Below are 24,012 nucleotides of genomic sequence, written 5' to 3'. Positions count from 1 at the left end.
CCTCCCGATGCACTGAAATTCTTTTGAGCTGGGGGCTCTGTCGGCCCCCTCGCTCATTCTAAGGTCGATAGATCAAAGGCGCTCGAGGCACATGGCGACGCCCATGCCGCCGCCGATGCAGAGCGTGGCAAGGCCCTTCTTGGCGTCGCGCCGTGCCATTTCGAACAGAAGCGTGTTCAGGATACGCGCGCCAGATGCGCCGACCGGGTGACCGATGGCGATCGCACCGCCATTGACGTTCACGATCTCCGGATTCCAGCCGAGGTCTTTGTTGACTGCGCAGGCCTGAGCCGCGAACGCCTCGTTCGCTTCGACGAGATCGAGATCGTCGATTTTCCAGCCGGCGCGTTCCAGTGCCTTGCGGGAAGCGGGAATCGGGCCGGTGCCCATGATCTGCGGATCGACGCCTGCTGTCGCCCAGGAAACGATACGCGCCATCGGCGTGATGCCGCGCCTGGAAGCCTCGGCTTCGCTCATCAGCACGGCAGCGGCGGCGCCGTCATTGATGCCTGACGCGTTGCCGGCAGTCACCGTGCCTTCCTTGTCGAAAGCGGGCTTCAGCTTCTGCATGCCTTCGAGCGTCGCACCGGCGCGGATGTACTCGTCCTGATCGACGACGGTATCGCCCTTGCGGCCCTTGACGGTGAACGGGATGATTTCGTCCTTGAAGCGGCCTGCCTTTTGCGCGGCTTCAGCCTTGTTCTGCGACGCGACGGCAAAGGCATCCTGATCGTCGCGCGAAAGCTGCCACTGGCGGGCGACGTTCTCGGCGGTATTGCCCATGTGGTAGCCGTAGAAGGCATCCATCAGGCCGTCCTTGATCATGGTGTCGACCATTTTGAAGTCGCCCATCTTCACGCCGCCGCGCAGATGCGCGCAATGCGGCGCCATCGACATGGATTCCTGTCCGCCGGCAACGATAATGTCGGCATCACCGGTTGCGATCTGCTGCATGCCGATCGCAACGGCGCGCAGACCAGATCCGCACAACTGGTTGAGGCCCCAGGCGGTCGCTTCCTGCGGGATGCCCGCGCCCATGGCGGCCTGGCGGGCGGGGTTCTGGCCCTGGCCCGCGGTCAGGATCTGGCCGAGGATCACCTCGTTCACTTCCTTCGGATCGACGCCTGCCCGTTCGAGCGCGCCCTTGATAGCGGCCGCCCCGAGTTCATGGGCAGGCACGGAAGCAAATGAACCATTGAAAGAGCCGACGGCCGTGCGCCCGGCGCTGGCGATGACGATCGATTGTGCGGAAGCCATGATGATGAAAATCCCGTTTTGCGAGTGCTTTTCTAGCCACGCAGCCATTGCGGCAAACGCGGCGTTCTTTGCCAAAGAAACTGACCGACCTCCCGCCGCAAGTCAAATCCGTCTTGGCGCCTTTCGACCAGCGGGCGACGGCTTGCTACGGCGTGTATTGCGGCGCAGCAGAAGAAGGTTCGCCGCATCGCACAAAGCATTTGTCAACGGCGAGGCATATCGCCTACAGTTTGCATCCAGCAGAATGGCTGCCGGTTCGATTTTGGTTGTAAGGGGAGAGCATGGCCAAAAAAGACGGTGACATCATCATCAAGAAATACGCCAACCGGCGTCTCTACAACACAGGGACGAGCACGTACGTCACGCTCGATGATCTCGCGGTGATGGTGAAGAACGGCGAGGACTTCATCGTCCAGGACGCCAAATCAGGCGACGATATTACCCATTCGGTGCTGACGCAGATCATTTTCGAACAGGAATCGAAGACGGGCAACACGCTGCTTCCCGTTTCCTTCCTGCGACAGCTGATCGGGTTCTATGGTGATCAGATGCAGATGGTCGTGCCGACCTATCTCGAGCAGACCATGCAAGCCTTCACATCCCAGCAAGGCCAGATGCGCGAGCAGATGACCAAGGCCTTCGGCGACAACCCGATGGCACGCAACATGCAAATCCCCATTCAGATGGCCGAGGAGCAGGTGCGCCGCAACACCGAGATTTTCCAGCAGGCCATGCGCATGTTCTCGCCTTTCAACGCGGCGGCGAAGGAAGCGGGCTCAGAAGGCGAACGCAAGAAGACCAGCGACAGTAAGGACCTGAACGAGCTGAAGGATCAGCTACGCGCGCTTCAGGAAAAGCTCGACCGCATGGGCGAGTGAACCGTTTTCGCGTTTCACGGAAAAACTGTTTCGCTCTTTGAGCACTTGGCAATCCAAGTGCTCTGACGTCCTCTGAGAAACTCCGATCTAAAATGAAAGTGAAGACTTACCTATGACCGACTTGCCTCTGTCCAAAGCCAATCGCATCATCACCGGCGCTCTGGCGCAGGCCAAGGAAATGGGGCTGAAGCCGCTCGGCGTCGTCGTGCTCGATGCCGGTGGTCACGTGAAGGCGTTTCAGCGTCAGGATGGGGCATCAATGCTGCGTTTCGACATGGGCGCCGGAAAGGCCTATGGCGCGCTCTCGGTCGGCATGGGATCGCGCTGGTTGCACGACCAGGCTGCGACGCGCGCGCACTTCCTTACCGGCATGGTCGGCATTTCAAACGGCAAGATCCTGCCGGTGCCGGGTGGCGTGCTGATCAAGGACAAGAAGGGCACCATACTCGGTGCAGTCGGCATTTCCGGCGACACCGCAGACAACGACGAGACGGCAGCCGTCGCGGGCATCGAAGCCGCCGGGCTCATTGCCCAGAAAGACTAGCGGGCACCGACGGCCGCTGGACCTTTTCAGCGGCCAAGACCGATCGAGACGTCGCGCGATGCGCTGCGCAGCGCGACCGTGAAGCCTGCCGCCACGTCGACGAAGGCGATCGCCATCAGGATGAAGAACACATCCGTCGCGGCGCTCTGGAACAGCAGAAACTCGATCATGAAGACGAGAAAGACGACCAGCGACAAGAGATGGTCGACGATCTGAAACGGACCCGTCCGCGTTGCCTTCACGATTTCCGCGAACAGCATCACCAGCGCGATGACGATGATCAGATCGCCGAAGCTCAGCGTCCAGACGGCGCCCGACACCATCTGCAGGCTCGTCACTTCGCTTGCCAGCCATTCCGGCCCGCCAAAGCCGACAATGCCGAACATGGCGATGTTGTAGAGAACGAACGGAATGATCATCAGGGGAAATGCGGTCAGCACGGCGGTCTCCGTCATAGAGCGTTTCCAGGTGAATTGGAAAACGGTTCACCGTTTGGAAACGCGACAAATCAAAATTTTGGTGTGATTGAGCAATTCGAAGAAAAGCGAAATCACTCTAAGCTATCGGCAGTGTAATCCTGCGCCTTGGCGACAGGTTCGTCACCCTACGATGTGCGGGATACAGGCGCCCGCAACGGAAAAAGGCCGGCGAAAGCCAGCCTCTTGCATAGTCTGATCGAAAAGGCGGCCTGTTGCGACCGCCCGGGAAGCGCTTATGCGCTTTCCTTCGGCGTCAGAACCTGGCGACCGCGGTACATGCCGGTCTTCAGGTCGACGTGGTGCGGACGGCGCAGTTCGCCGGAATTCTTGTCCTCGACGTAGGTCGGGGCCTTGATAGCATCTGCCGAACGACGCATGCCGCGCTTGGACGGCGTCGTTTTTCTTTTAGGTACAGCCATGGTTCACTCCATTCGCGGGCGACAAGAAACGCCTGATTGCTCGACCGATCGTCGAAGACAGACGTTGCCGAATTCGGAAATTTGGCGGGTTCATACAGTGTCGGCAGGCGTTTGACCAGCGGCCACGGCATTTTTTTGACGAAACTCTCTAGTGTTCTTCCTCAGGCACCACCCAGGGCTCATCCCGGCTCGCCTCCGCCCATTCCAGGTATGGAGGAAGCGCCTTCACCCGCTCCATATAGGCCAGAACGTCGGCATCTTCTGTCAATGCGTAGACGTCGAAGCGATTGACCACTGGCGCGAACATCGCGTCTGCAGCAAAAAATTCGCCGTAGAGAAACGGTCCACCGGACTGCGTAAGCGCCGAGGTCCAGATCTCCGTGATGCGCACGACATCGGCTTGCGCTGCCGCGCTCACCGGGATGGCGCGTCGTGGACGCCGCATGTTCATCGGGCATTCGTTGCGCAACGCCTGGAAGCCCGCATGCATTTCCGAGGATATGGCGCGTGCCCTGGCGCGGGCGGACGCGTCTCTAGGCCAAATCGCCGGGTACGTTTCCGCCAGATATTCGAGGATCGCCAAGGTCTCCCAGATGACGAGGTCACCATCACGCAGCACCGGCACCTTTCCTGTCGGAGAGAATGCGCGAAAGGCCGGGTTGGAGCCGCCAGCGCTGAACGGGATCAGTTCCTCGTCGAAATCGATCCCGGCCATGCGCATCGCGAGCCATGGGCGAAACGACCAGGACGAATAGGTCTTGTTGGCGATGAACAAAGTGAGGCGGGACATGGGGATACTCCGACGATTGGCGGTGAACCTACCGTGTCGATGCCCGGCCGGACCAGTCAGATCGCGTCAACTATCCATAAAGGCAGGTGATGTAGGCGCCGGACTGACGTGCACGCCCTTCGATGTTGCCGGCCAGCCGTCGCAGGCCATCGCCCGGAGACCCGGCATTGCGCTGGTGAGGATTGGGCAGCGACACGGCCAGAAGCGCGGACTGGCTGGCGCTGAGATTGCTGGCCGAAACGCCGAAATGATGATGCGCAGCCGCCTCGATGCCATAAACGCCCGGCGCCCATTCCGCGATATTGAGATAGATTTCCATCATCCGTTGTTTCGACCAGGTGTAATCTGCAGCCATGGCAAGCGGCACCTCGAGCGCCTTGCGCACGAAGGACCGACCTGGCCACAAAAACAGGTTTTTCGCCGTCTGCATCGGGATCGTGCTCGCGCCGCGGGTCGATTCACCCTCCAAAGCGCCGTCGATCACCGAGTTGAGCGCCTCCCAGTCGATGCCGTCATGGGCGCAGAACTGGCCGTCTTCCGACATCATCACCGACTGGACGAGCACCGGCGCCACGTCTTCGAACGGAACCCAGGTCCTCTCGACACCCTGCCCGCTGACGAGACCATAGGCCATCAGCGTCGACCATGGCCGGACGATCTCGATGCGATAAAGGAGGATCAGCAGATAGGGCAAAATGAGCAGGAAGACGCCAAGCAGGAACAGCCGCCCGATCCATCGGCCGATGCCTGCCCGACGCCGGCGGCCGCGCGGTTTCGCTTCAAAATTCTCACCGAAATGTCGGTGTCGCTGCGACAAGGCCGCCTATCCTTCTGCCGTCTCAAATCCTCCATAGCTTTGCTGTCGGAGCATTGCCACTGCTTTCAGGAAATCGTTGCCGACGAGGCCCGGCCCGTGCCAAGAGGGCGCAATGGACCTGCCCTTCGATTTTGAAAGCCAACTGGCCACCCGCGCAACGCTCGTCGAGCGAAGACTGGCCGATCGGCTGGACGGAACGCCGCGCCCGGGCGAGATCGTGCTGCCACCGCGCATCCTTTCGGCCATGCGCTACGCGCTGCTTGGCGGCGGAAAGCGGATTCGGCCTTTCCTCGTCATGGAATCCGCCTCCCTTTTTGCACCCGATGACGACACGCAGGCGGCTGCGCTGGACGTGGCTGCGGCGCTCGAGTGCATCCACACCTATTCGCTCGTGCACGACGACCTGCCTGCCATGGACGACGATGCGCTGAGACGCGGTCGCCCCACGCTCCATATCGCCTATGACGAAGCGACCGCGATCCTTGCGGGCGATGCGCTGCTGACGCTTTCCTTCGACATGGTGACCGACCCCTCGACCACCCTTGCGCCCGACCGCCGGGTGGCGCTTGTCAGCGCGCTGTCCCGTGCTGCCGGTTTTGGCGGCATGGTCGGCGGGCAGATGATCGATCTGGCTTCGGAAAACAGAAGCCTTTCCGAAGAAGAGATTGTCACGCTCCAGGCCATGAAGACAGGCGCTTTGCTGCGCTTCGCCTGTGAGGCTGGCGCTATCGTGTGCGGCGCCGCGCCGGACGACCGCGAACGGCTCTCGCGGTTCGGAGAAGCGATCGGGCTCGCCTTCCAGCTCGCCGACGACCTTCTGGACCTGACGGCCGACGAAGCCGCGATGGGCAAGGCGACGGGCAAGGATGCCGACCGGGGCAAAGCGACGCTCGTCAGCCTGCACGGAGCGGAATGGGCACAGACGCAGCTCCGCGGCCTCGTGGACGCATCCGTGGAATTGCTGGAGCCTTACGGCGCCCGCGCCGAGCCCCTGCGCCAGGCAGCCGCGTTCGTCGCCAACAGGCGAAACTGAGCCTCGTCCTTGCCGGGCTGCTTGAGACGAAGGCACGGTTTCTTAACCCTGACCGACGATGTTTGCTGCGGGGCAACAACGGGCTGGGCGCAAACAATCAATGGCGAAGATCAGTTCGATCGGCATCTTCGGAAGCAACCGCTGGGCCTGGAGCCTGCGATGCAGCTACGTCCTCTCCCTGGTCCTGATCGGCGCCATCTGCTTCTATTTCTTCCTGCAGCAGCGCGAGCAGGTCATCAACATCAACCGCATCGGCGCGCTCGGCGAACAATTCGCCCAACTCGACGTGCAGATGGCCGACCTCGCGGCCTATTCGGAATCGGTCGCGCGTCGTTTTCCATCAGAACGACCGACTCTTCCCTTCGCACTGCGCTCAATGACGCTTGCTGAGAGACGAGAGCGTTTGGCCGCGCAGCCGATTGATGTCGACATCCAGCCCGTCAAAGCCGCCATGCAGTTTCGCCTGGACAATGCGGACGCTGAAATGCGTCGCCTGGAGGCATTCTGGAGCGCCGCGCCTCAATCGCTCCAGCTGCGCATCGTCAATGCTTCCCAATACATGCCGTCGCGTGACCCTTTCCAGCACTACCGGCTGATGCTGGATCGGGCGCGTGTGGAATCAGCGCGCTCCAAGTTCGACATGCACTGGACCGCGCGCGAGATTTTCTCGCTCTACGACAACAACGTCGCCGTGACCAATCAAAGAGCGCAGATTGAGGTCCGCTCCTATCTTGAGCGTCTTTCCCGAAACCAGGGCCAAACGCTGCAGCAATTCCTGCTGATCACCATTGCCGCGCTTCTGGCTCTGCTCTTCCTGGTCTTCATTCCGATGGATTTCGCCGTGCAGCGCATTGTGCAGCGGCTGTCGGCGAAGCAGAAGGAAACCGATCGCGCCATGGTCCAGGCCCTTGCCGCCGATCGCGCGAAATCCGAATTCCTTGCCAATATGAGCCATGAGATCCGCACCCCGATGAACGGCGTTCTCGGCATGGCAGAGCTTCTGGCGAAGACCGAGCTCAATGCAAAACAGCGCACCTTTACCGACGTCATCGTCAAATCCGGAAACGCGCTGCTGACGATCATCAACGACATTCTCGATTTTTCGAAAATCGACGCGAACCAGATCGAGCTCGATCCGGCACCCTTCAGCCTGGCCGAGACAGTCGAGGATGTCGCAACGCTGGTCTCCGGTCGAGTCGCTGAAAAGGACCTCGAACTGATCGTGCGGGTGCAGCCCGACCTCCCGGCCATGCTGATCGGCGACGTCGGGCGCCTCCGACAGATACTAACCAACCTCGTCGGCAATGCCGTCAAGTTCACAGAAGCCGGCCATGTGCTCGTCGACGTCTCCGGCACGGTGGGTGAAGGCAATGTCAAAATCGCCTTCACGATCGAAGATACGGGCATCGGCATCCCAGCCGACAAGCTCGACACGATCTTCGACAAGTTCAGTCAAGTCGACGCATCCTCGACGCGCCGGCACGAAGGCACGGGCCTCGGCCTCGCGATCGCGCGCCGCCTTATCAACCTCATGGGCGGCGACATTGCGGTGGCGTCCACCTACGGCCGTGGATCGAGCTTCTCCTTTGCCATCGAGTTGCCGATCCACGAAGCGGAGGGCGCCAAGCCGCAGCGCATCCTGCCCACGGACCTGAGCGGCGCGGGCGTTCTGATCATCGAGGACAACCCCATCAACCGGGACATTCTGATCGAGCAGTTCCAGAGCTGGCATTTCGACTGCGTGGCGGTCGAGAGCGGTCCGGCCGGTATCGCGTTCCTGCAGGAGGCGCGTTCGCTCGGCGCGAAGGTCGACCTGATCGTCCTCGACTACCAGATGCCCGAGATGAATGGCGGCGATGTCGCCCGCCACCTCCGGGGCGACACGCATTTGGCCGATATACCGATCCTCGTGCTCTCGTCTGTGGACCAGCACACGCAGATGCGTTTCGTGCGCGAACTCGGCATCGAGGCGCATCTGAACAAGCCGACCCGCTCCTCGCTGCTGCTCGAAACGGCGACCAGCGTCATCCAGGCCGCGCGCAGCGGCGTTGCCAGGCCAACGCCCGTGGTGTGCGAGAGACAGGCACAAGTCGAGCCCAAGATACCGGCACCGAAACCCGTGCAACAAGTTTCACAGTCCATGCCGGAGACGCGGCAGAAAGGCCCGCGTACCAACACCGACCAAATCGACATTCTCGTCGCCGAAGACAACGAGGTGAACCAGATCGTCTTCACCCAGGCGCTTCAGGAACTGCCTTACGCGTTCAAGATCGTCGGCAATGGCCGTCTTGCCCTGATGCAGTGGGAAGCGCTTCGCCCCGCGTTGATCCTGATGGATGTCTCCATGCCGGAAATGAACGGCCATGAGGCAACCGCAGCGATCCGCCGCCGCGAATTGCAGCTCGGCCTTTCGCGAACTCCGATCGTCGGCATCACGGCACATGCGTTGAAGGGTGACCGGGAGAAGTGTCTGGAAGTGGGCATGGACGACTACATGTCGAAGCCGATTTCACCGGACATGCTGGCAGCCAAGGTCAACCACTGGCTTGCCGAACGGCACGAACTGCGCCGCGCATGATCAGCAACTCCAAGCTGTCAGGCTGAGCGACCGAAACGCTGCTCGATATAGTCCGCAACGAGTGCCTGGAAATCATCGGCGATGTTCGGGCCGCGAAGCGTCTTGGCCTTCTTGCCGTCGATGAAGACGGGGGCAGCGGGGCTTTCGCCCGTTCCCGGCAGCGAGATGCCGATATCGGCGTGCTTGGATTCGCCCGGGCCGTTGACGATGCAGCCCATCACGGCGACCTGCAGGTTCTCGACGCCTGGATAGCGGTCGCGCCAAACAGGCATGTTGCGTCTCAGATCGCCCTCGATGGTCTGGGCAAGCTCCTGGAACACGGTGGACGTCGTGCGTCCGCAGCCCGGGCATGCCGCGACCACCGGCAGAAACTGGCGGAAACCCATGGTCTGCAGCAATTCCTGCGCGACGATCACTTCGCGCGTGCGGTCGCCATTCGGCTCCGGCGTCAGCGAAATGCGGATCGTGTCGCCGACACCCTGCTGAAGCACGATGCCCATGGCGGCCGACGAGGCGACGATCCCCTTGGAGCCCATGCCCGCTTCCGTCAGCCCGAGATGAAGCGCATGGTTCGTGCGCCGGGCAAGCTCGAGATTGACGGCGATCAGGTCCTGAACCTGGCTGACCTTCGCCGACAGGATGATGCGGTTGCGCGGCAGGCCGATCTCCTCGGCGAGTTCCGCCGACAGAAGCGCCGATTGGATGATCGCCTCGCGTGTCACCTCGCGCGCCGTCATGGGAGAGCCCTTGGCCTGGTTCTCGTCCATCAGGCGCGTCAGCAGATCCTCATCAAGCGAGCCCCAGTTCACACCGATGCGTACCGGCTTGTCATGGCGGATCGCCTGCTCGATGATCTGCGTGAATTGACGGTCACGCTTGTCCTTGAAGCCGACATTGCCGGGATTGATGCGGTATTTCGCCAGGGCCGCGGCGCAATCGGGATGATCGGCAAGCAGCGTGTGGCCGATATAGTGAAAGTCGCCAACGAGCGGCACGTCGATGCCGAGGCGATCGAGACGTTCGCGGATGCGCGGCACGGCGGCCGCACTTTCAGGCCGGTCGACGGTGATGCGAACGATCTCCGAACCGGCGCGGTTCAGCGCGGCGACCTGGGCAACCGTCGCGTCGATATCGGCCGTGTCGGTGTTCGTCATGGACTGCACGACCACCGGGGCACCGCCGCCGACGATGACGCCGCCGACATCCACCGCGATCGAAGCGCGCCGGGAAAGCGGGGCCGTCAGATAGGGTTGAGCCGAATTCGGGCTGCGATCGAGCATGGCGCGTCCTTCAAACGATAGACCGGAGGCGAGCCTGCCGGCTGGCTTTCAGGTGATATAGCACCGCTCCATTGTCAACGTCCCTCGAGTTGGAAGCCGCACTTGCCTTGTGCGCGTGACGTCCCATCGTTACCTGTGGGACGGCTTCGAGCCGCGACGGAGAAACCCCGATGGAATTGACGGTCAACGGCGAACGCCACTCGCTCGATATCGAAGGCGACATGCCGCTGCTCTGGGTGCTGCGCGATGAATTGGGCATCATGGGCCCGAAATTCGGCTGCGGCATCGGCGCCTGTGGCGCCTGCACGGTCTTGGTCGACGGCGTTGCCGAGCGCTCCTGCTCCCTCCCCGTTCAGTATGTCGAGGGCCCCGTCACGACCATCGACGGCCTTGCGAATGATGGCGTCCTGACGGCCGTGCAAGAAGCATGGATCGCCGAGCAGGTCGCGCAATGCGGCTACTGCCAGGCCGGGCAGATCATGTCGGCCACCGCGCTTCTCGCTTCCAATTCCGCCCCAAGTGATGCGGAGATCGATGAAGCGATGGCCGGCAATCTTTGCCGTTGCGGCACCTATCCGCGCATCCGGGCCGCCATTCGGCGCGCGGCTGCGACACAATCGGCGCGGAGCTGAGCCCATGGCATCGATCGGCAAGATCGCGCGGCGCACTTTCCTCATCGGCACTGCCGCCATCGCCGGTGGGCTCGCGGTCGGCGCCTATGCGTACCGTCGGCCGCCTGAGAACCCGCTCGCGGCGCGCGCCGATGACGGGGAGGCCGTCTTCAATCCCTATCTGACGATCGCACCGGACGAGACGATCACGATCTTCGTGCCGCGCGCGGAGATGGGTCAGGGCGTCAGCACCACGCTTGCGGCACTGGTGGCCGAAGAACTCGACGTTTCGCTGGAGACCGTCGTGGTCGAGCATGGGCCGGCGTCAGGCGCCTATGCCAACATCGCGATGCTGGAAGACGGCCTGCCTTTCCCGACCTATGACGAGTCGACGATCGCAACCATCGCCCGCTCCGGAGTTGGCATCGCCGGCAAGTTCCTGGCCCTGCACATCACGGGGGGCTCGTCGTCCACTGTCGATGCCTTCGAGAAGATGCGCCATGCCGGCGCCACCGCCCGTGAGGCCTTGAAGCAAGCGGCGGCGACCCGCTGGGGCGTCGAACCAACGGGTCTCGAGACAGACGCGGGATCGGTGCGCAATCCCGCCAGTGGCGAACTTCTGTCCTACGGCGCGCTTGCCGCCGAGGCCGCGCAAGCGCCTGTCTCGCGCGCCATAACGCTTCGCTCGCCCGAAGACTGGAAACTGCTCGGCAAGTCGCAGCCGCGCACCGATATGCGCGCCAAGGTAACCGGCGCGCCGATCTATGGCGTCGACGTCGACCTGCCCGACATGCTTCATGCGACGGTGCGCATCAATCCGCATTTCGGCGGCGGCGTCCTCGCATTCGATGCAGAGGCCGCCAGACAGATGCGCGGCGTCCATTCCGTGATCGAGATCGATCATCGGCTCGGTCGCGGTTTCGCGGTGATTGCCGATAACACCTGGCGCGCCTTCATGGCGGCCGACGCCGTCTCGGTGGAATGGGAAAAGCCCGCATCCACCCTGGACGATGCGGCCGTCGGCGAGATCCTTACAGCGGCCGTCGGCACCGGGTCGCGCGATGTGATGCGCGACGATGGCGATACGGACATTGTTTTCGCCGACCATGCCCGCGACCGGATCGTCGAGGCGGAATATCACGTGCCGTATCTGGCCCATGCCGCCATGGAACCCATGAACGCCACGGCGCGCTTTGCGGACGGCAGGCTGGATCTCTGGTTGCCGAACCAGGCGCCGAATCTCATTCAAGCCGTCGCAGCGGCGGCGCTGGACATCCCGACTGCCGACTGCACGGTCAACACGACCTCGCTCGGAGGGGGCTTCGGCCGCCGCGTCGAGCCGGATGTCGCCGTCTACGCCGCCCTGGTTGCGCGCGAAACAGGCGGTCGGCCGGTCAAAGTGATCTGGACGCGCGAGGAAGACATCGCCCACGATTACTATCGCCCCGCCGCGACCGGACGGCTGCGCGCGGCACTCGGCGCCGATAGTCTGCCGGAGGCCCTGGACATCGTGGTGGCCGCTCCGCCGATCTTTTCGCCCATGGCATCACGCTTCTATCCGTCGATCAGCTTGCCGGGACCGGACAAGAGCATTGTCGACGGAGCCTTCAACCAGCCCTATGCCATCGCCAATTACCGCGTCGCCGGCGTCAAGGCCGATATCGGCGTGCCGGTGGGTATCTGGCGTTCGGTCGGCAATTCCATCAACGGCTTCTTCCACGAGTGCTTCATGGACGAGCTGGCGGCGGCGAGCGGCATGGATCCGCTCGATTACCGCTTGAAGCTGATGGCGCCCTACCCGGTCGCGACCGCGCTTCTCGAGAAGGTCGCCGACATGTCCGATTGGCGATCGCAGCCAGTTGAAGGACGGGCGCGCGGCCTCGCCTTCACGCTGTCCTTCGGCACCTGGGTCGCCGAGGTGGTTGAAATCTCGCGCGATGATCGCGGCATCCGCGTGGAAAACGTCTGGTGCGCTGCAGACCCCGGCACGGTGCTGGATCCGGGGATCTTCGAAGCGCAGATGATGTCCGGCGTCATTTTCGGCCTCTCAGCCGCGCTCGGCCAGGCAATCACGCTCGACGAAGGCCGCGTCCAGCAAAGCAATTTCCATGATTTCGATGCGCTGCGCATCGATCGATGCCCGGCCATTCACGTCGAAATCCTGCAGAATGCCGCGCGCATGGGCGGCGCGGGCGAACCGAGCACACCGCCCGTGGCAGCGGCGCTTGGAAATGCCATCTTCGCGCTGACGGGCGAGCGCCTTCGGCGCATGCCCTTTACCCACGATACGAAGTTCGCTTGATATGGGTTGAAACGGCATGGCGCAATTCGGCGCATGCGTGCTCATACACGACATCAAGGGCTGACATCTCTGAGCGTTACACCTAGATATGGTTCAGGATGAAAAAGCTCAGACACCTTCTCGCCGGCTCCGCAGTAGCCATAGCCCTGGTCGTCGGATCGGCGATTGCTCCTGATGCCGCGCAGGCCACCGAAGCGGCTTGGGTGCGCCTGTCGAATGGCGGCTATACGATCTTGCTCCAGCACGCGCAGACGCTTGGCGGAGACGCCTCCGAAGTCGATCCTCAGGATTGCGCGACGCAGGCGGTTCTGTCCGACCGCGGCCGCACCCAGGCGCGGCGTCAGGGAACGCGCTTCGCCGCCCGCGCGGTGACGATCAACGGCATCTATAGCAGCGAGTACTGCCGCACCCAGGAGACCGCCGATCTCGCCTTCGGCTCATACAGCGTCGAAGTGCTCGAGGAACTGGATCCTCTGGGCCAGACCGAGATGAGCGAAGAAGATCAGCTTGATGCCATCATCGCACGCATCAACGGTTTCAGAGGTCCCGGCAATCAGCTCTTCATCACCCATGGCGGCGTCGTTCAGGCCCTGACGGGCACCACCCCGCGCGACGGCGAGGCGGTGATCGTCGGACCGGTTCCCGAAGGATCGGACAGGCCGGCAGTCGTGGGTCGCATTCTTCTGAACTGAAGCGCGTCCCGGCCCACGGTTTTTGATCTTGCGCGTTTCCTGACGGTGAACCGGTGTCCACTTCACCTGGAAACGCTTTTAGAAGCCGAGACCGCCTAGGCAGACATACTTGCTCTCGAGGTATTCCTCGATCCCCTGATGACCGCCTTCCTTGCCGAGACCCGACTGCTTGACCCCGCCGAAGGGCGCTTCCACCGCAGTGATGACGCCCTCGTTGACGCCGACGAGGCCATATTCCAGCCCCTCCATCACACGAAACGCGCGGCCGAGATCCTGCGTGTAGAAATAGGCGGCGAGGCCGAAGATGGTGTCGTTGGCCAGGGCGACGCCTTCCTCCTCCGTCTCGAATTTGTAGACCGGTGCGACGGGGCCGAAGATCTCTTCCTTGGTGAAGCGCATTTCCTTCGTCGCGCCTGAAATCACGGTCGGCTTGTAGAAATTGCCGCCGAGTTCATGGCGTTCGCCACCGGTCAGGATTTTGCCGCCCTTTTCCTTGGCGTCGGCAACGAACTTTTCGACCGTTTCAAGCTGGTCCTTGTCGATCAGCGGTCCTTGGGTGGTGCCGTCATCGAGACCGTTGCCGACCTTCAGCGCAGCCGCCTTCTCCGCCAGCTTCTCGACGAAGCGGTCGTGGATGCCCGACTGGACGATGAAGCGATTGGTGCACACGCAGGTCTGGCCCGTGTTGCGGAATTTCGCCGCGATGGCGCCCTCCACCGCGCGGTCGAGATCGGCATCGTCGAACACGAGGAACGGCGCGTTGCCGCCAAGCTCCATCGACACCTTCTTGACCGTTTCGGCCGATTGCGCGAGCAGCTTGCGGCCGACTTCTGTCGAGCCGGTGAAGGTGATCTTGCGCACTTTCTCGTTCGACGTCAGTTCGCCACCGATGTCGCCCGAACCGCCGGTGACCACGTTGATAACGCCTTTCGGGAAGCCGGCCTCTTCGGCGAGAACGCCCCAGGCGATGCCCGAATAGGGCGTGGCGGTTGCCGGCTTGACGACGCTCGTGCAACCGGTTGCCAAGGCCGGGCCGATCTTGCGGGCGAGCATGGAGGACGGGAAGTTCCACGGCGTGATGGCCGCAACGACGCCGACAGGCTGCTTGATCACCATCATGCGACGGTCCGCCCAGGAAGACGGGATCGTGTCGCCATAGACCCGACGCGCTTCCTCCGCGTACCAGAGGATGTAGCTGGCCGACATGCCGACCTCGCCCTTGGCCTCGGCCAGTGGCTTGCCCTGCTCCATGGTGAGCAGTTCGGCGAGCGCATCCTGGTTGTCCATGATGGCATCGTGAAGCGCGCGCATCAGCTTGGCGCGTTCGGCAGCCGAGGTCTTGCGGTATTCGAGAAACGCCGTGTGCGCAGCGTCGATGGCGCGGCGCGTTTCAGCCTTGCCCGATTTCGGCACCGAGCCGATCCGCTGGCCCGTCGCCGGATTGATGACGTCGATGGTTTCACCGCTGTCGGCACCGACCCACGCGCCATCGATGAGATTGGCTTCCTTCAGATACTGGCTCGTGCGTGTCAGCATGACGCTCTCCCTGTCCGTTCTTAAGTGGATTTTTGGTGATGGCTGTTGTCCCTCAAACGGGGATAGCAGCAGGCACGTTCCGTCGAGCAAACGACTTTAGGCTCAGCGCGTCAATTCCCGCGTTGCAGCTTCAAGCCCGCCGAGCGTCAACGGAAACATGCGGTCGTTGACGATCTGCCGTATCAGCCCGATCGAATGGGTATAGCCCCAATGAGCCTGCGGCGTGGGATTCAGCCAGGCAGCCTTCGGGAAATGGGCGAGCACCCGCTCCAGCCAGACCTGCCCGGCTTCCTTGTTCCAGTGCTCGACGGACCCGCCCGGATAGACGATCTCGTAAGGGCTCATCGCCGCATCGCCGACGAAGATCACCCGGTAGTCGGAACCATAGGTACGGATGAGATCGTAGGTGGGCAGCACTGCCTCGTGGCGCCGGCGATTGTCCTTCCACACGCCTTCATAGAGGCAGTTGTGAAAGTAGAAGTAATCCATGTGCCGAAACTCGGCGCGCGCCGCGGAAAAGAGCTCTTCCACGGTCTTGATGTGATCGTCCATCGAGCCGCCGACATCGAAGAACATCAGAAGCTTGATCGCGTTGCGCCGTTCGGGTCGCGTGCGCACGTCGAGATAGCCGTGCTCGGCCGTCGACTTGATCGTACCGCCGAGGTCGAGTTCCTCGGCCGCGCCTGCCCGCACCCATCGGCGCAGGCGTTTCAGGGCGATCTTGATGTTGCGCGTGCCCAGTTCGACCCGGTCGTCGAGATCGCGAAAATCGCGCTTGTCCCAAACCTTGACCGCCCGGCGGTGCCGGCTGCCGTCCTGCCCGATACGCACACCTTCCGGATTGTAGCCATAGGCACCGAAGGGCGAGGTGCCGGCCGTACCGATCCATTTCGAGCCGCCCTGGTGGCGCCCCTTCTGCTCCTCCAGGCGCTGCTTCAGCGTCTCCATCAGCTTCTCGAAGCCACCCAGCGCCTCGACGAGCTTCTTCTCGTCTTCGCTCAGATGTTTTTCCGCGAGCCGTCGCAGCCACTCCTCAGGCAGGGCGACGGGAAAAGCGCCCTCCTCTCCCGTAACCGCCTCGACCCCGCGAAACGCATGGGCAAAGACCTTGTCGAACCGGTCGATGAACCGCTCATCCTTCACCAGCGTCGCCCGGGCAAGGTAGTAAAAGCCCTCGACGTCATAGGTGACAAGCTCCGCCTCCAAACCCTCCAGCAGCGCAAGATACTCGCCCAGCGAAACGGGAACGCCCGCCGCTTTCAGTTCGAGGAAAAAGGGGAGAAACATGGCCGGGCGCTAACCCTGACGCCGCGCCATGAAGGCAAGGCGTTCGAAGAGGTGGACGTCCTGTTCGTTTTTCAGGAGCGCGCCATGCAGGCGCGGCAAGGCGTTCTTGGCGTCGCCGCGCAGGTCTTCCGGCGCCACGTCGTCGGCGACGAGCAGGCGGATCCAATCGAGCGCTTCCGATGTGGACGGCTTCTTCTTCAGGCCCGGAACATCGCGGATCTCGTAGAACTGCGTCAGCGCGGCGCGCACCAGGTTCTGCTTGATGCCCGGGTAATGGACCTCGACGATCCGATGAAGGGTCGAGATGTCGGGAAAGCGGATGAAATGGAAGAAGCAGCGGCGCAGGAAGGCGTCCGGCAGTTCCTTTTCATTGTTGGACGTTATGATGACGATCGGCCGATGGCGGGCGCGGATCGTCTCTCCCGTTTCATAGACGTGGAACTCCATCCGGTCGAGTTCCTGCAGGAGGTCGTTCGGAAACTCGATGTCGGCCTTGTCGATCTCGTCGATCAGAAGCACGACGCGCTTGTCGGCATCGAAGGCATCCCAGAGCTTGCCTCGGCGAATATAATTGCCGATGTCGTTGAAGCGGTCGTCGCCGAGCTGGCTATCGCGCAGCCGCGATACGGCATCGTACTCGTAGAGACCCTGCTGGGCCTTTGTGGTCGACTTCACATGCCATTCGAGGAGATCGAGACCGAGTGCGGAGGCCAGTTGGCGAGCGAGTTCGGTTTTTCCGGTGCCAGGCTCGCCTTTGACCAGCAGTGGCTTCTGCAGAGCGATTGCCGCATTGACGGCGACCGTTAGATCCTTTTCCGCAATATAGGCTTCGGTGCCGTCAAACCGCATGGCAGGTCCACTCCCTGGCTCGTTCATGGGCCGGTAAGTGCCTCGGCGGCAGCCACGACGTCAAGCTTGCCGCCGCGATTGCGTCGGGAGACCTGCGGACGAAACGCCTGCCTTCAAGCCTGAAGCGCGGGCAACTGGTGGGACAAAGCCTGACGCAGCTTTTCGAGCGCACGGCTTTCGATCTGCCGCACGCGCTCCTTGGAGATGCCGAGTTCTGAGCCGAGCGACTCCAATGTCGCGCCCTCTTCCGCCAGCCGCCGCTCGCGGATGATGCGCAATTCGCGCGCGTTGAGCGTCGTCAGCGCACTTTTCAGCCAAGCTGACCGTCGCTCGTCATCGATCGACTGCAAGACCTGTTCGTCCGGCAGCGGCGCGTCGCAACGTAGAAAATCCACCCGATCGGCGCTGCCGGAATCGCCGTCACCGACGGGTGCGTTGAGCGACGTATCGGAGCCCGAAAGGCGGGCATCCATGACCGCGACGTCCTTGACCTGAACGCCGAGTGCCGTCGCGATCTCCTGGTGGATCGCGCTCTCGGTCAACATTTCGCTGCCCTGCGACAGCCGCGCGCGTAGACGTCGAAGATTGAAGAAGAGTGCCTTCTGTGCAGAGCTGGTACCGCCTCGAACGATCGACCAGTTGCGAAGGATATAGTCCTGGATGGACGCACGGATCCACCACGTCGCATAGGTGGAGAAGCGAACCTCACGGTCCGGCTCGAAACGCGCTGCCGCCTCCAAGAGGCCCACATGGCCTTCCTGGATCAGGTCGCCCATGGGCAATCCGAAATTCCGAAACTTCGAAGCCATCGAGATCACGAGACGCATATGGGCGGTCGTGATACGATGCAGGGCATCCTGGTCCTGCTGTTCTTTCCATCGAACGGCAAGCTGGTGCTCTTCGTCACGTTCCAGATAGGGAGCGGCCATAGCCGCCTTCACCATATGCCTGCGGGCTGCACTATCCATCAGCGGACCCTCTGTGTCGGCTTATCTGCAAACAATACGCAGCGCCAAAGGTTGCGGATCATTCAAATGTTTCGTGCGATTTGATCGAATGCGACAAAAAAAGCCCGGGCCGAGGCCCGAGCTTTTTAGGGATCATTGGAACGATGAAGCCGGTTAAGCTGCTTCGTCTTGAGAAGCCTCGTCCGTGGTCTCGTCTTCGTCGACGGCCTTGCCGCGCTTCGGACCCTTGTTGAGATTGACCTCGATCAGGCGAACGGCTTCGGTATCGGACATCTTGTTGACGGCGCCGATTTCACGGGCCATCCGGTCAAGTGCCGCTTCATAGAGCTGGCGCTCGGAATAAGACTGCTCAGGCTGGTTCTCGGCGCGGTAAAGATCGCGCACGACCTCCGCGATCGAAATGAGATCGCCGGAGTTGATCTTTGCATCGTATTCCTGCGCACGGCGCGACCACATGGTGCGCTTGACGCGCGCGCGACCCTGAACGACTTTGAGGGCGCGCTCGACGAAATCAGTCTCGGACAGCTTGCGCATACCGATGCTCAGCGCCTTGGCGACGGGCACCTTCAGGCGCATCTTGTCCTTCTCGAAGTCGATGACGAAAAGCTCGAGCTTGTGGCCGGCGACTTCCTGCTCTTCGATGGCGACGATGGTACCGACGCCATGTGCGGGATAGACAATCGCTTCGCCCGTTTTGAAGCCCTGGCGCTGGTTGGATTTTTTAATCTGCATTGTCATTCGTTCTCGAGACTCCCTGTTACGCGCCCCGGCCCAGCCGGGACAAGCATAAGGCCCGGTCGAGCCGGACAGTGAGAAGGACGATCAGGTCCATCCCGTTTCATTCCGTCGTGAGTACCTGCGAGACGCAGCCACGCCGCGAAACAAGGTTGGCACTGGCCAACACGGGGTCGCCATCTTATACAGCTGAAAAGACAGGGAACGTTCTTTCGTGGTGTCGTTGCGGTCGACGCATTGCCGCCACATGACGACAATTGTGCTTATCTAACACAAAAATCACCCGAAATCAAATATTTGCTCGATCCGTCATGCACGACAGATCGTTCGGTGCGCCAACACCGAATCGCAACGAAGCCCGAATCACCATCCACAGGCGATAAGCGCGGCAGATTGTCTCAGTCGCCCTCGCCGGGTGCTTCGGAGAAGTATTTCTCGAACTTGCCTTCGACGCCGTCGAACTCCGCAGCGTCGGCGGGAGAGTCGCGCTTGACCGTGATATTCGGCCATTTCTCGGCAAACTCGGTGTTCACCTGAAGCCATTTGTCGAGACCCGGCTCAGTGTCGGGCTTGATGGCATCGGCAGGGCATTCCGGCTCGCAGACACCGCAGTCGATGCACTCGTCCGGATGGATGACGAGCATGTTCTCGCCCTCGTAGAAGCAGTCCACTGGGCAGACTTCCACGCAGTCCATATATTTGCATTTGATGCAGTTGTCGGTGACCAGATACGTCATGCGTGCTCCACGCCGTCCTTCGTGAGTGGTGGTGGGGTAGCGGCTTTGCAGCACCATTGCAAGATGCCGCTTTGCCGCGCAGCCACCATTGCAAGCGTGACGCTGCGACGGGGCCGGGATGAGCAAAATCATGCTCTTGGGCGACGTCCATGCAAAAGCATATACCCGCGATCAAAGCGGTATATCGGCCTGTCTATTGGGTGATCAGCTTTACCCGCATGCCTGGCGCCACCTGACCGGTCGGCCCAAGTGCGTTGATCAGACGGAACAGCTGCTCGCGGCGTTCATCGCCCTCCATCCGGGCGGAAAGCGACTGCACCGTATCCCCGGGGGCCGCTGTCAGTACGCGCAGGCGTAGCGGCTGCAGGGCAACCGCCTCGCCAGCCGTCATGCGGCGGAACGTCGTCTTCAGGACATTCGCGGCTTCGTCCAATTGCCTGCTGCCGCGCGGTGCAGCCGTCAGGAAACGGTAGATCTGGTCGTCGACCTTGACGATCGTGACGTCGAACGACCAGCGATCGGCGGCTGCGCGGGCGCTGAGCGCCTCCAGGCCGTTGATCGTGAGCGGCCTGAGCGACGCCTCGTCAAGCCCGGTCACCCAGCCGCTGCGCATGTACTCGGCAAGCGACGTACCCGGATCGTCGACACCGTCGAAGCGGATTGCGAGGTCGTTCGGCCCCGTCGCCAGAACCGCTTCGGCCGTGTTGTCGATTTCGAAGCCCTGGGGCACATCGAAGCGAATGCGCAAGTTCGGATGAAGGAAGCTCCGTCCGCGCACGTAGCCTTCTTCCGGGCTATCGCCGAAGAGAAGCCCGGAAATGCCGTCGAGATAGAGGTCTCGGTCTGCCGTTCCGACGCCTTCGGGACCGAATGCGCGTGCGTGGCGGCGGGCAAGTTCGATGCGCTGCGGCGCCGTCGGGTGGCTCGCGAGAAAGTCCATCTGCGGATCGTCGTTCGGCTCGGCCGAGCGGTAGCGCGAATAGGATGCCATGGATTCCAGGAAACGCGCCGCCGCATAGGGGTCATAGCCCGCTTCGCCGAGCATCCGAATACCGATCACGTCGGCCTGGAGCTCCTGGTTGCGTGAAAAGGCGGCCAGTCGCAACTGGCCTCGCGCCAGCGCCTGACGCCCCGCAATATCGCCCGACAACACTTCCGACACGACACGCCCCGCAATCGCTTCGGCCTCTTCGCGCTGCTGCCGCTCGATCCCGTGATTGGCCGTCACATGGGCCATCTCGTGGGAAAGGACGGCCGCGACTTCCGCCGCATCGTTGGCAAGCGCCAGAAGGCCACGCGTGATGTAGAGATAGCCGCCGGGAAGGGCAAAAGCATTGATCGCCGGCGAATTCAGGACCGTGATGCGGTAGGTCTGCCGGGGATTCTCCGAAACCTCGGTCAGTTTGCCGACGATACGCGCCAGAAGCAGTTCTGTGCGCTGATCCCGATACTCGCCGCCATAGCTTGCAACGATCCGCGGGTGTTCGCGAGCGCCGAGCTGGGCACGCGGATCATCGCGCGCGATCTGCTCCACGGTCTGCGGGGTTTGCGATGGCGCAAGCACGACGGTGTCTTGCTCGCTTATGATGCTCTGACAGCCCGACAGCACAATCATGCAGGCAATAAGGATCACTGCCGCGACGGCCTTGCCGCTCGCAGTTCCACGCCGCTGACGCGGCACCCAATCATGTGCAATCGATTGAAACAGGTTCGTCGCCCCGCGGGATGCCAGCCGATGACTGGAGCATTACAACAGCAAAAGGTCGGTTCAAAGGCCGATCTTGCGCACGTTGGTTCCATCGGAAGGACGCGGGTCGACCTGTGACATTTTTGTCCGGCTCGGCTGACGGATCGTCTCAATCAGTTCCGAGATAGTCCCGCCATCCGGCAAGATCAGCCCGTTCGAACATCGATTGCGTCGGCTCGTTCGCCTGGACCTTGCCTGTCTCGATGTAGATAATGCGGTCGCAAATGGCGCGCGCATCCTCCGGCTGATGGGTGATGATCAGCGTGGTCAACGCGCTCTGCCGGTGCAGATCAGCGATGAGCGCGCGCATATCGTCGCGCAGACCGGGACCGAGCGCGGCAAAAGGTTCGTCCAGCAGCAGCACCGGCCTCGCCCGAACCAGCGCCCGCGCCATCGCGACGCGCTGCCGCTCGCCACCCGAAAGCGACGCAGGCCGCCGGCGCTCGAAGCCTTCGAGTCCGACGCGCCGAAGCGCATCGGACGCCTGCTCCTTGCCGGCGGCGCTTTTGGCATCGCGCGCGCCCTGCCCGAGCGCGATGTTCGCGGCAACGTCGAGATGGGCAAAGAGATTGTTGTCCTGAAAGACCATGGAAATCGGCCGTTCGGCCGGCGCCAGCCGCGTCACGTCGACCATCCCGATGCGGATCATCCCGTGCTGCGGTTGCTCGAACCCCGCGAGCAGCGCAAACAGGGTGGACTTGCCCGATCCAGACGGACCCATGATGGCGGTAATGCTGCCCCCCGGAACGACAGTGGCAAACGCCATCTCCATGCCGCCACGACCGTAACGAAAGCGCACATCATCGAACTCGATCGTCGGTGGCATCATACCGCTCATGCTCATGCTTCCCGCGCGCTGCCGCCGCCATAGCGGGTCCCGGCGATCATGAACAGAAGGCAGAGAAAACCGAGAATGAGCGCCAGCCCGGCCGCATCATCGGTGCGATAGCTGCCCATTCGTTGAAGCAGCAGATAGGGCAATGTCACCAGATCCTGGCTTCCGAAAAGCGCGATGGCACCGAGATCGCCGAGCGAGAGCGCCATCGAGAACGCAAACGCTGCGCCGATCGTCGGGCCCAGCGCCGGCAGGTCCACCCGCAACAGCCGCCTCAACCTCGAGAGCCCCAGGGAAAGACTGAGCCGTTCCGTCCGCAGCATGTGGCCGGCATAGGCCGGCTCCAGCACCCGCAACGCGAAGGGTAGCGCCATCAACGCGTTGACGACCACCACGATGACCGGCGCCGCTGCAAACGGATCGACATGATCCCGCAAGACGAGAAACCAGCCGGCACCAAGAACGACCGGCGGTACCAAAAGAATCAGCGAGCCCGCCCCGGCAAGCGACGTGCGAAGCCCTCGGGCTGCCCAGCGCTTGCGGCGCGCACCGCTTGCGGCATGGCGCGCCCGTGCAATCATGCCCGCCATGAGGACGGAGAGGCATGCAGCAGCGCTTGCAATCAGAAGGCTCGTCACGAGCGCTCTTTGCACCAGCGCCTCGCCAAAAAGCGCGATCAAATCGGCAGCAAGACCTGACATCAGCGTAGCCGCCAGCGGTGCTGCCACGAAGCCGAGGCCGAGGCCGATCACCAGCGTGTCGAGAGCCAGCGCACCTGGCGATTTCGCGTCGAACCTTCGCGGCAAGGCACCTTCGCCGCGCCCTTCCTCTGGCCGGGGCAGAAGCGCCAGCACGCCGAGAAGGGCGCCGGTCAGCGCGATCTGGATCAATGCGAGGGTGACCGCCCGCGGTGGGTCGAAGTCGAACCGCAGCGCTTGATAGATCGCCACCTCGATCGTCGTCGCTCCCGGTCCGCCGCCAAGCAGAAGCACCAGCGTAAAGCTCGTGGCGCACAGCATGAAGACGAGGCCGGCGATGCCCGGGATCACCCGCGCCATGGCCGGCCACTCGATCAATCTGAAAACCGAGCCGGCGGAAAGCCCCAGTTGGGCGGCATTGCGCCAATACTCCGCCGGGGCGCGCTCCAGCGCTGCAAGCAGCAGTCTCGTTGCGAGCGGCATATTGAAGAAGACGTGGGCGATGAGGATGCCGGGTAGACCGTAGACGGAGATCGGCTGCTCCGCCCCGAGCCAGCGGTACGCGTCGTTAACGACGCCTTGGCGCCCCCAAATGGCGATGATGCCGAGCGCCGCGACGATGGCCGGCAGGCCGAGCGGCACGGCAAAGAGCCGCAAGATCCAGGCGCGTCCCGCAAAATGCGGGCGCCGCGCCAGCGCCCGTGCAAGCGGCAGGGCAAAGGCCAGCGAGAGCAGCGTCGAAAGCCCGGCCTGCCAAAGCGTGAAGCGAACGACACGCATCGTATAGGCATCGAACGCCGTGAACCGCGACGCGTCGGCGCCTGCCGCCACAAGCAGCCCGGCGACGGCTAACCCGACGATGCCGAGGATGATGGCAAGCGCCGCGATGCCGAAAGCGATATCCAGAGGATCGGCCCGATAGGCGCGCATCGCGGCGGCT

Annotated in this window: 22 protein-coding genes; 7 read left to right on the top strand and 15 right to left on the bottom strand. The window is 62.5% G+C overall.

The features are described from left to right. Positions 1 to 72 precede the first annotated feature (72 nt). Positions 73 to 1,257 (bottom strand): acetyl-CoA C-acetyltransferase, encoded by a 1,185-nt coding sequence (locus tag GC125_RS03885; protein ID WP_151984126.1) that lies wholly within the window; start codon positions 1,255 to 1,257, stop codon positions 73 to 75. Positions 1,258 to 1,538: 281 nt separating this feature from the next. On the opposite strand from GC125_RS03885, the gene phaR reads away from it, so the two are divergent. Both phaR and GC125_RS03875 read left to right on the top strand, forming a co-directional pair. Next, complete coding sequence (phaR, locus tag GC125_RS03880; RefSeq protein WP_151984125.1) at positions 1,539 to 2,135, top strand: polyhydroxyalkanoate synthesis repressor PhaR; 597 nt, start codon at positions 1,539 to 1,541, stop codon at positions 2,133 to 2,135. Positions 2,136 to 2,247: 112 nt separating this feature from the next. Beyond that, positions 2,248 to 2,679, top strand: a complete 432-nt coding sequence (locus tag GC125_RS03875) for a GlcG/HbpS family heme-binding protein (protein ID WP_151984124.1) — start codon at positions 2,248 to 2,250, stop codon at positions 2,677 to 2,679. A gap of 26 nt (positions 2,680 to 2,705) precedes the next feature. On the opposite strand, the gene GC125_RS03870 is transcribed toward GC125_RS03875, so the two are convergent. The 4 genes from GC125_RS03870 to mtgA form a co-directional block, all read right to left on the bottom strand. Beyond that, positions 2,706 to 3,119, bottom strand: coding sequence for a hypothetical protein (locus tag GC125_RS03870; protein ID WP_151987524.1), 414 nt, complete (start codon positions 3,117 to 3,119; stop codon positions 2,706 to 2,708). Between the two features lie 272 nt (positions 3,120 to 3,391). Further along, a complete protein-coding gene (gene rpmF / locus GC125_RS03865; RefSeq protein WP_126008123.1) occupies positions 3,392 to 3,577 on the bottom strand; it encodes a 50S ribosomal protein L32 in 186 nt (61 codons plus the stop codon). A gap of 148 nt (positions 3,578 to 3,725) precedes the next feature. Further along, positions 3,726 to 4,367: a glutathione S-transferase family protein gene (locus GC125_RS03860; protein WP_151984123.1), complete on the bottom strand. Its 642-nt coding sequence runs from the start codon at positions 4,365 to 4,367 to the stop codon at positions 3,726 to 3,728. 70 nt (positions 4,368 to 4,437) lie between these two features. Continuing rightward, positions 4,438 to 5,184: a monofunctional biosynthetic peptidoglycan transglycosylase gene (gene mtgA / locus GC125_RS03855; RefSeq protein ID WP_151984122.1), complete on the bottom strand. Its 747-nt coding sequence runs from the start codon at positions 5,182 to 5,184 to the stop codon at positions 4,438 to 4,440. Between the two features lie 112 nt (positions 5,185 to 5,296). Between mtgA and GC125_RS03850 the strand changes: the two genes are divergently transcribed. Both GC125_RS03850 and GC125_RS03845 read left to right on the top strand, forming a co-directional pair. Next, on the top strand, positions 5,297 to 6,217 hold the full coding sequence (locus GC125_RS03850) for a polyprenyl synthetase family protein (RefSeq protein ID WP_151984121.1): 921 nt from the start codon (positions 5,297 to 5,299) through the stop codon (positions 6,215 to 6,217). A 100-nt stretch (positions 6,218 to 6,317) separates the two neighbouring features. Continuing rightward, positions 6,318 to 8,795 (top strand): hybrid sensor histidine kinase/response regulator, encoded by a 2,478-nt coding sequence (locus GC125_RS03845; RefSeq protein WP_286165355.1) that lies wholly within the window; start codon positions 6,318 to 6,320, stop codon positions 8,793 to 8,795. Positions 8,796 to 8,812: 17 nt separating this feature from the next. On the opposite strand, the gene ispG is transcribed toward GC125_RS03845, so the two are convergent. Continuing rightward, positions 8,813 to 10,075, bottom strand: coding sequence for a flavodoxin-dependent (E)-4-hydroxy-3-methylbut-2-enyl-diphosphate synthase (gene ispG / locus GC125_RS03840; protein WP_151984120.1), 1,263 nt, complete (start codon positions 10,073 to 10,075; stop codon positions 8,813 to 8,815). Positions 10,076 to 10,245: 170 nt separating this feature from the next. Here ispG and GC125_RS03835 point away from each other — a divergent pair, with 170 nt between their 5' ends. The 3 genes from GC125_RS03835 (at position 10,246) to GC125_RS03825 (ending at position 13,680) form a co-directional block, all read left to right on the top strand. Continuing rightward, positions 10,246 to 10,707, top strand: coding sequence for a (2Fe-2S)-binding protein (locus tag GC125_RS03835; protein WP_151984119.1), 462 nt, complete (start codon positions 10,246 to 10,248; stop codon positions 10,705 to 10,707). A gap of 4 nt (positions 10,708 to 10,711) precedes the next feature. Further along, positions 10,712 to 12,988 (top strand): xanthine dehydrogenase family protein molybdopterin-binding subunit, encoded by a 2,277-nt coding sequence (locus tag GC125_RS03830; protein ID WP_151984118.1) that lies wholly within the window; start codon positions 10,712 to 10,714, stop codon positions 12,986 to 12,988. Positions 12,989 to 13,086: 98 nt separating this feature from the next. Continuing rightward, the gene (locus GC125_RS03825) at positions 13,087 to 13,680 is read left to right on the top strand and encodes a histidine phosphatase family protein (RefSeq protein WP_151984117.1); all 594 of its coding nucleotides are present in this window, start codon (positions 13,087 to 13,089) and stop codon (positions 13,678 to 13,680) included. A 78-nt stretch (positions 13,681 to 13,758) separates the two neighbouring features. Here GC125_RS03825 and GC125_RS03820 read toward each other — a convergent pair whose 3' ends face one another. The 9 genes from GC125_RS03820 to thiP all read right to left on the bottom strand — a co-directional run bounded on the left by GC125_RS03820 (position 13,759) and on the right by thiP (position 24,002). Then, entirely contained in the window at positions 13,759 to 15,216 is a 1,458-nt protein-coding gene (locus GC125_RS03820; RefSeq protein ID WP_151984116.1) for an NAD-dependent succinate-semialdehyde dehydrogenase, read from the bottom strand. A 102-nt stretch (positions 15,217 to 15,318) separates the two neighbouring features. Then, positions 15,319 to 16,503, bottom strand: coding sequence for a vWA domain-containing protein (locus tag GC125_RS03815; protein WP_151984115.1), 1,185 nt, complete (start codon positions 16,501 to 16,503; stop codon positions 15,319 to 15,321). A 9-nt stretch (positions 16,504 to 16,512) separates the two neighbouring features. Continuing rightward, on the bottom strand, positions 16,513 to 17,352 hold the full coding sequence (locus tag GC125_RS03810; RefSeq protein WP_151984114.1) for an AAA family ATPase: 840 nt from the start codon (positions 17,350 to 17,352) through the stop codon (positions 16,513 to 16,515). Between the two features lie 113 nt (positions 17,353 to 17,465). Continuing rightward, positions 17,466 to 18,320 carry an RNA polymerase factor sigma-32 gene (locus tag GC125_RS03805; protein ID WP_151984113.1) on the bottom strand — a complete coding sequence of 285 codons (855 nt, stop codon included), beginning with the start codon at positions 18,318 to 18,320 and terminating at the stop codon, positions 17,466 to 17,468. Between the two features lie 153 nt (positions 18,321 to 18,473). Further along, complete coding sequence (locus tag GC125_RS03800) at positions 18,474 to 19,058, bottom strand: CarD family transcriptional regulator (RefSeq protein ID WP_151984112.1); 585 nt, start codon at positions 19,056 to 19,058, stop codon at positions 18,474 to 18,476. 395 nt (positions 19,059 to 19,453) lie between these two features. Next, positions 19,454 to 19,792, bottom strand: coding sequence for a ferredoxin FdxA (fdxA, locus tag GC125_RS03795; RefSeq protein ID WP_126008096.1), 339 nt, complete (start codon positions 19,790 to 19,792; stop codon positions 19,454 to 19,456). 193 nt (positions 19,793 to 19,985) lie between these two features. Next, complete coding sequence (locus GC125_RS03790; RefSeq protein WP_151987520.1) at positions 19,986 to 21,407, bottom strand: M48 family metalloprotease; 1,422 nt, start codon at positions 21,405 to 21,407, stop codon at positions 19,986 to 19,988. Between the two features lie 241 nt (positions 21,408 to 21,648). Beyond that, complete coding sequence (locus GC125_RS03785; RefSeq protein WP_286165353.1) at positions 21,649 to 22,377, bottom strand: thiamine ABC transporter ATP-binding protein; 729 nt, start codon at positions 22,375 to 22,377, stop codon at positions 21,649 to 21,651. A gap of 2 nt (positions 22,378 to 22,379) precedes the next feature. After that, positions 22,380 to 24,002, bottom strand: coding sequence for a thiamine/thiamine pyrophosphate ABC transporter permease (thiP, locus tag GC125_RS03780; RefSeq protein WP_151984111.1), 1,623 nt, complete (start codon positions 24,000 to 24,002; stop codon positions 22,380 to 22,382). Positions 24,003 to 24,012: the final 10 nt, after the last annotated feature.

Source organism: Rhizobium sp. EC-SD404 (genome assembly GCF_902498825.1).
Taxonomy (GTDB): domain Bacteria; phylum Pseudomonadota; class Alphaproteobacteria; order Rhizobiales; family Rhizobiaceae; genus Georhizobium.
The sequence above is the reverse complement of the archived record's forward strand: the minus strand, read 5'-3'. Positions and strand labels throughout refer to the sequence as shown.

Excerpts from the sequence above, each read along its gene's own strand:
- GC125_RS03810 (WP_151984114.1), bottom strand. The coding sequence starts at position 17,352 with ATGCGGTTTGACGGCACCGAAGCCTATATTGCGGAAAAGGATCTAACG.
- GC125_RS03785 (WP_286165353.1), bottom strand. The coding sequence starts at position 22,377 with ATGAGCGGTATGATGCCACCGACGATCGAGTTCGATGATGTGCGCTTT.
- GC125_RS03845 (WP_286165355.1), top strand. The coding sequence starts at position 6,318 with ATGGCGAAGATCAGTTCGATCGGCATCTTCGGAAGCAACCGCTGGGCC.
- GC125_RS03885 (WP_151984126.1), bottom strand. The coding sequence starts at position 1,257 with ATGGCTTCCGCACAATCGATCGTCATCGCCAGCGCCGGGCGCACGGCC.
- GC125_RS03875 (WP_151984124.1), top strand. The coding sequence starts at position 2,248 with ATGACCGACTTGCCTCTGTCCAAAGCCAATCGCATCATCACCGGCGCT.
- GC125_RS03815 (WP_151984115.1), bottom strand. The coding sequence starts at position 16,503 with ATGTTTCTCCCCTTTTTCCTCGAACTGAAAGCGGCGGGCGTTCCCGTT.
- GC125_RS03860 (WP_151984123.1), bottom strand. The coding sequence starts at position 4,367 with ATGTCCCGCCTCACTTTGTTCATCGCCAACAAGACCTATTCGTCCTGG.
- GC125_RS03850 (WP_151984121.1), top strand. The coding sequence starts at position 5,297 with ATGGACCTGCCCTTCGATTTTGAAAGCCAACTGGCCACCCGCGCAACG.
- GC125_RS03835 (WP_151984119.1), top strand. The coding sequence starts at position 10,246 with ATGGAATTGACGGTCAACGGCGAACGCCACTCGCTCGATATCGAAGGC.
- GC125_RS03800 (WP_151984112.1), bottom strand. The coding sequence starts at position 19,058 with ATGACAATGCAGATTAAAAAATCCAACCAGCGCCAGGGCTTCAAAACG.
- phaR (WP_151984125.1), top strand. The coding sequence starts at position 1,539 with ATGGCCAAAAAAGACGGTGACATCATCATCAAGAAATACGCCAACCGG.
- GC125_RS03820 (WP_151984116.1), bottom strand. The coding sequence starts at position 15,216 with ATGCTGACACGCACGAGCCAGTATCTGAAGGAAGCCAATCTCATCGAT.
- fdxA (WP_126008096.1), bottom strand. The coding sequence starts at position 19,792 with ATGACGTATCTGGTCACCGACAACTGCATCAAATGCAAATATATGGAC.
- GC125_RS03790 (WP_151987520.1), bottom strand. The coding sequence starts at position 21,407 with ATGATTGTGCTGTCGGGCTGTCAGAGCATCATAAGCGAGCAAGACACC.
- ispG (WP_151984120.1), bottom strand. The coding sequence starts at position 10,075 with ATGCTCGATCGCAGCCCGAATTCGGCTCAACCCTATCTGACGGCCCCG.
- rpmF (WP_126008123.1), bottom strand. The coding sequence starts at position 3,577 with ATGGCTGTACCTAAAAGAAAAACGACGCCGTCCAAGCGCGGCATGCGT.
- GC125_RS03825 (WP_151984117.1), top strand. The coding sequence starts at position 13,087 with ATGAAAAAGCTCAGACACCTTCTCGCCGGCTCCGCAGTAGCCATAGCC.
- thiP (WP_151984111.1), bottom strand. The coding sequence starts at position 24,002 with ATGCGCGCCTATCGGGCCGATCCTCTGGATATCGCTTTCGGCATCGCG.
- GC125_RS03805 (WP_151984113.1), bottom strand. The coding sequence starts at position 18,320 with ATGGATAGTGCAGCCCGCAGGCATATGGTGAAGGCGGCTATGGCCGCT.
- GC125_RS03830 (WP_151984118.1), top strand. The coding sequence starts at position 10,712 with ATGGCATCGATCGGCAAGATCGCGCGGCGCACTTTCCTCATCGGCACT.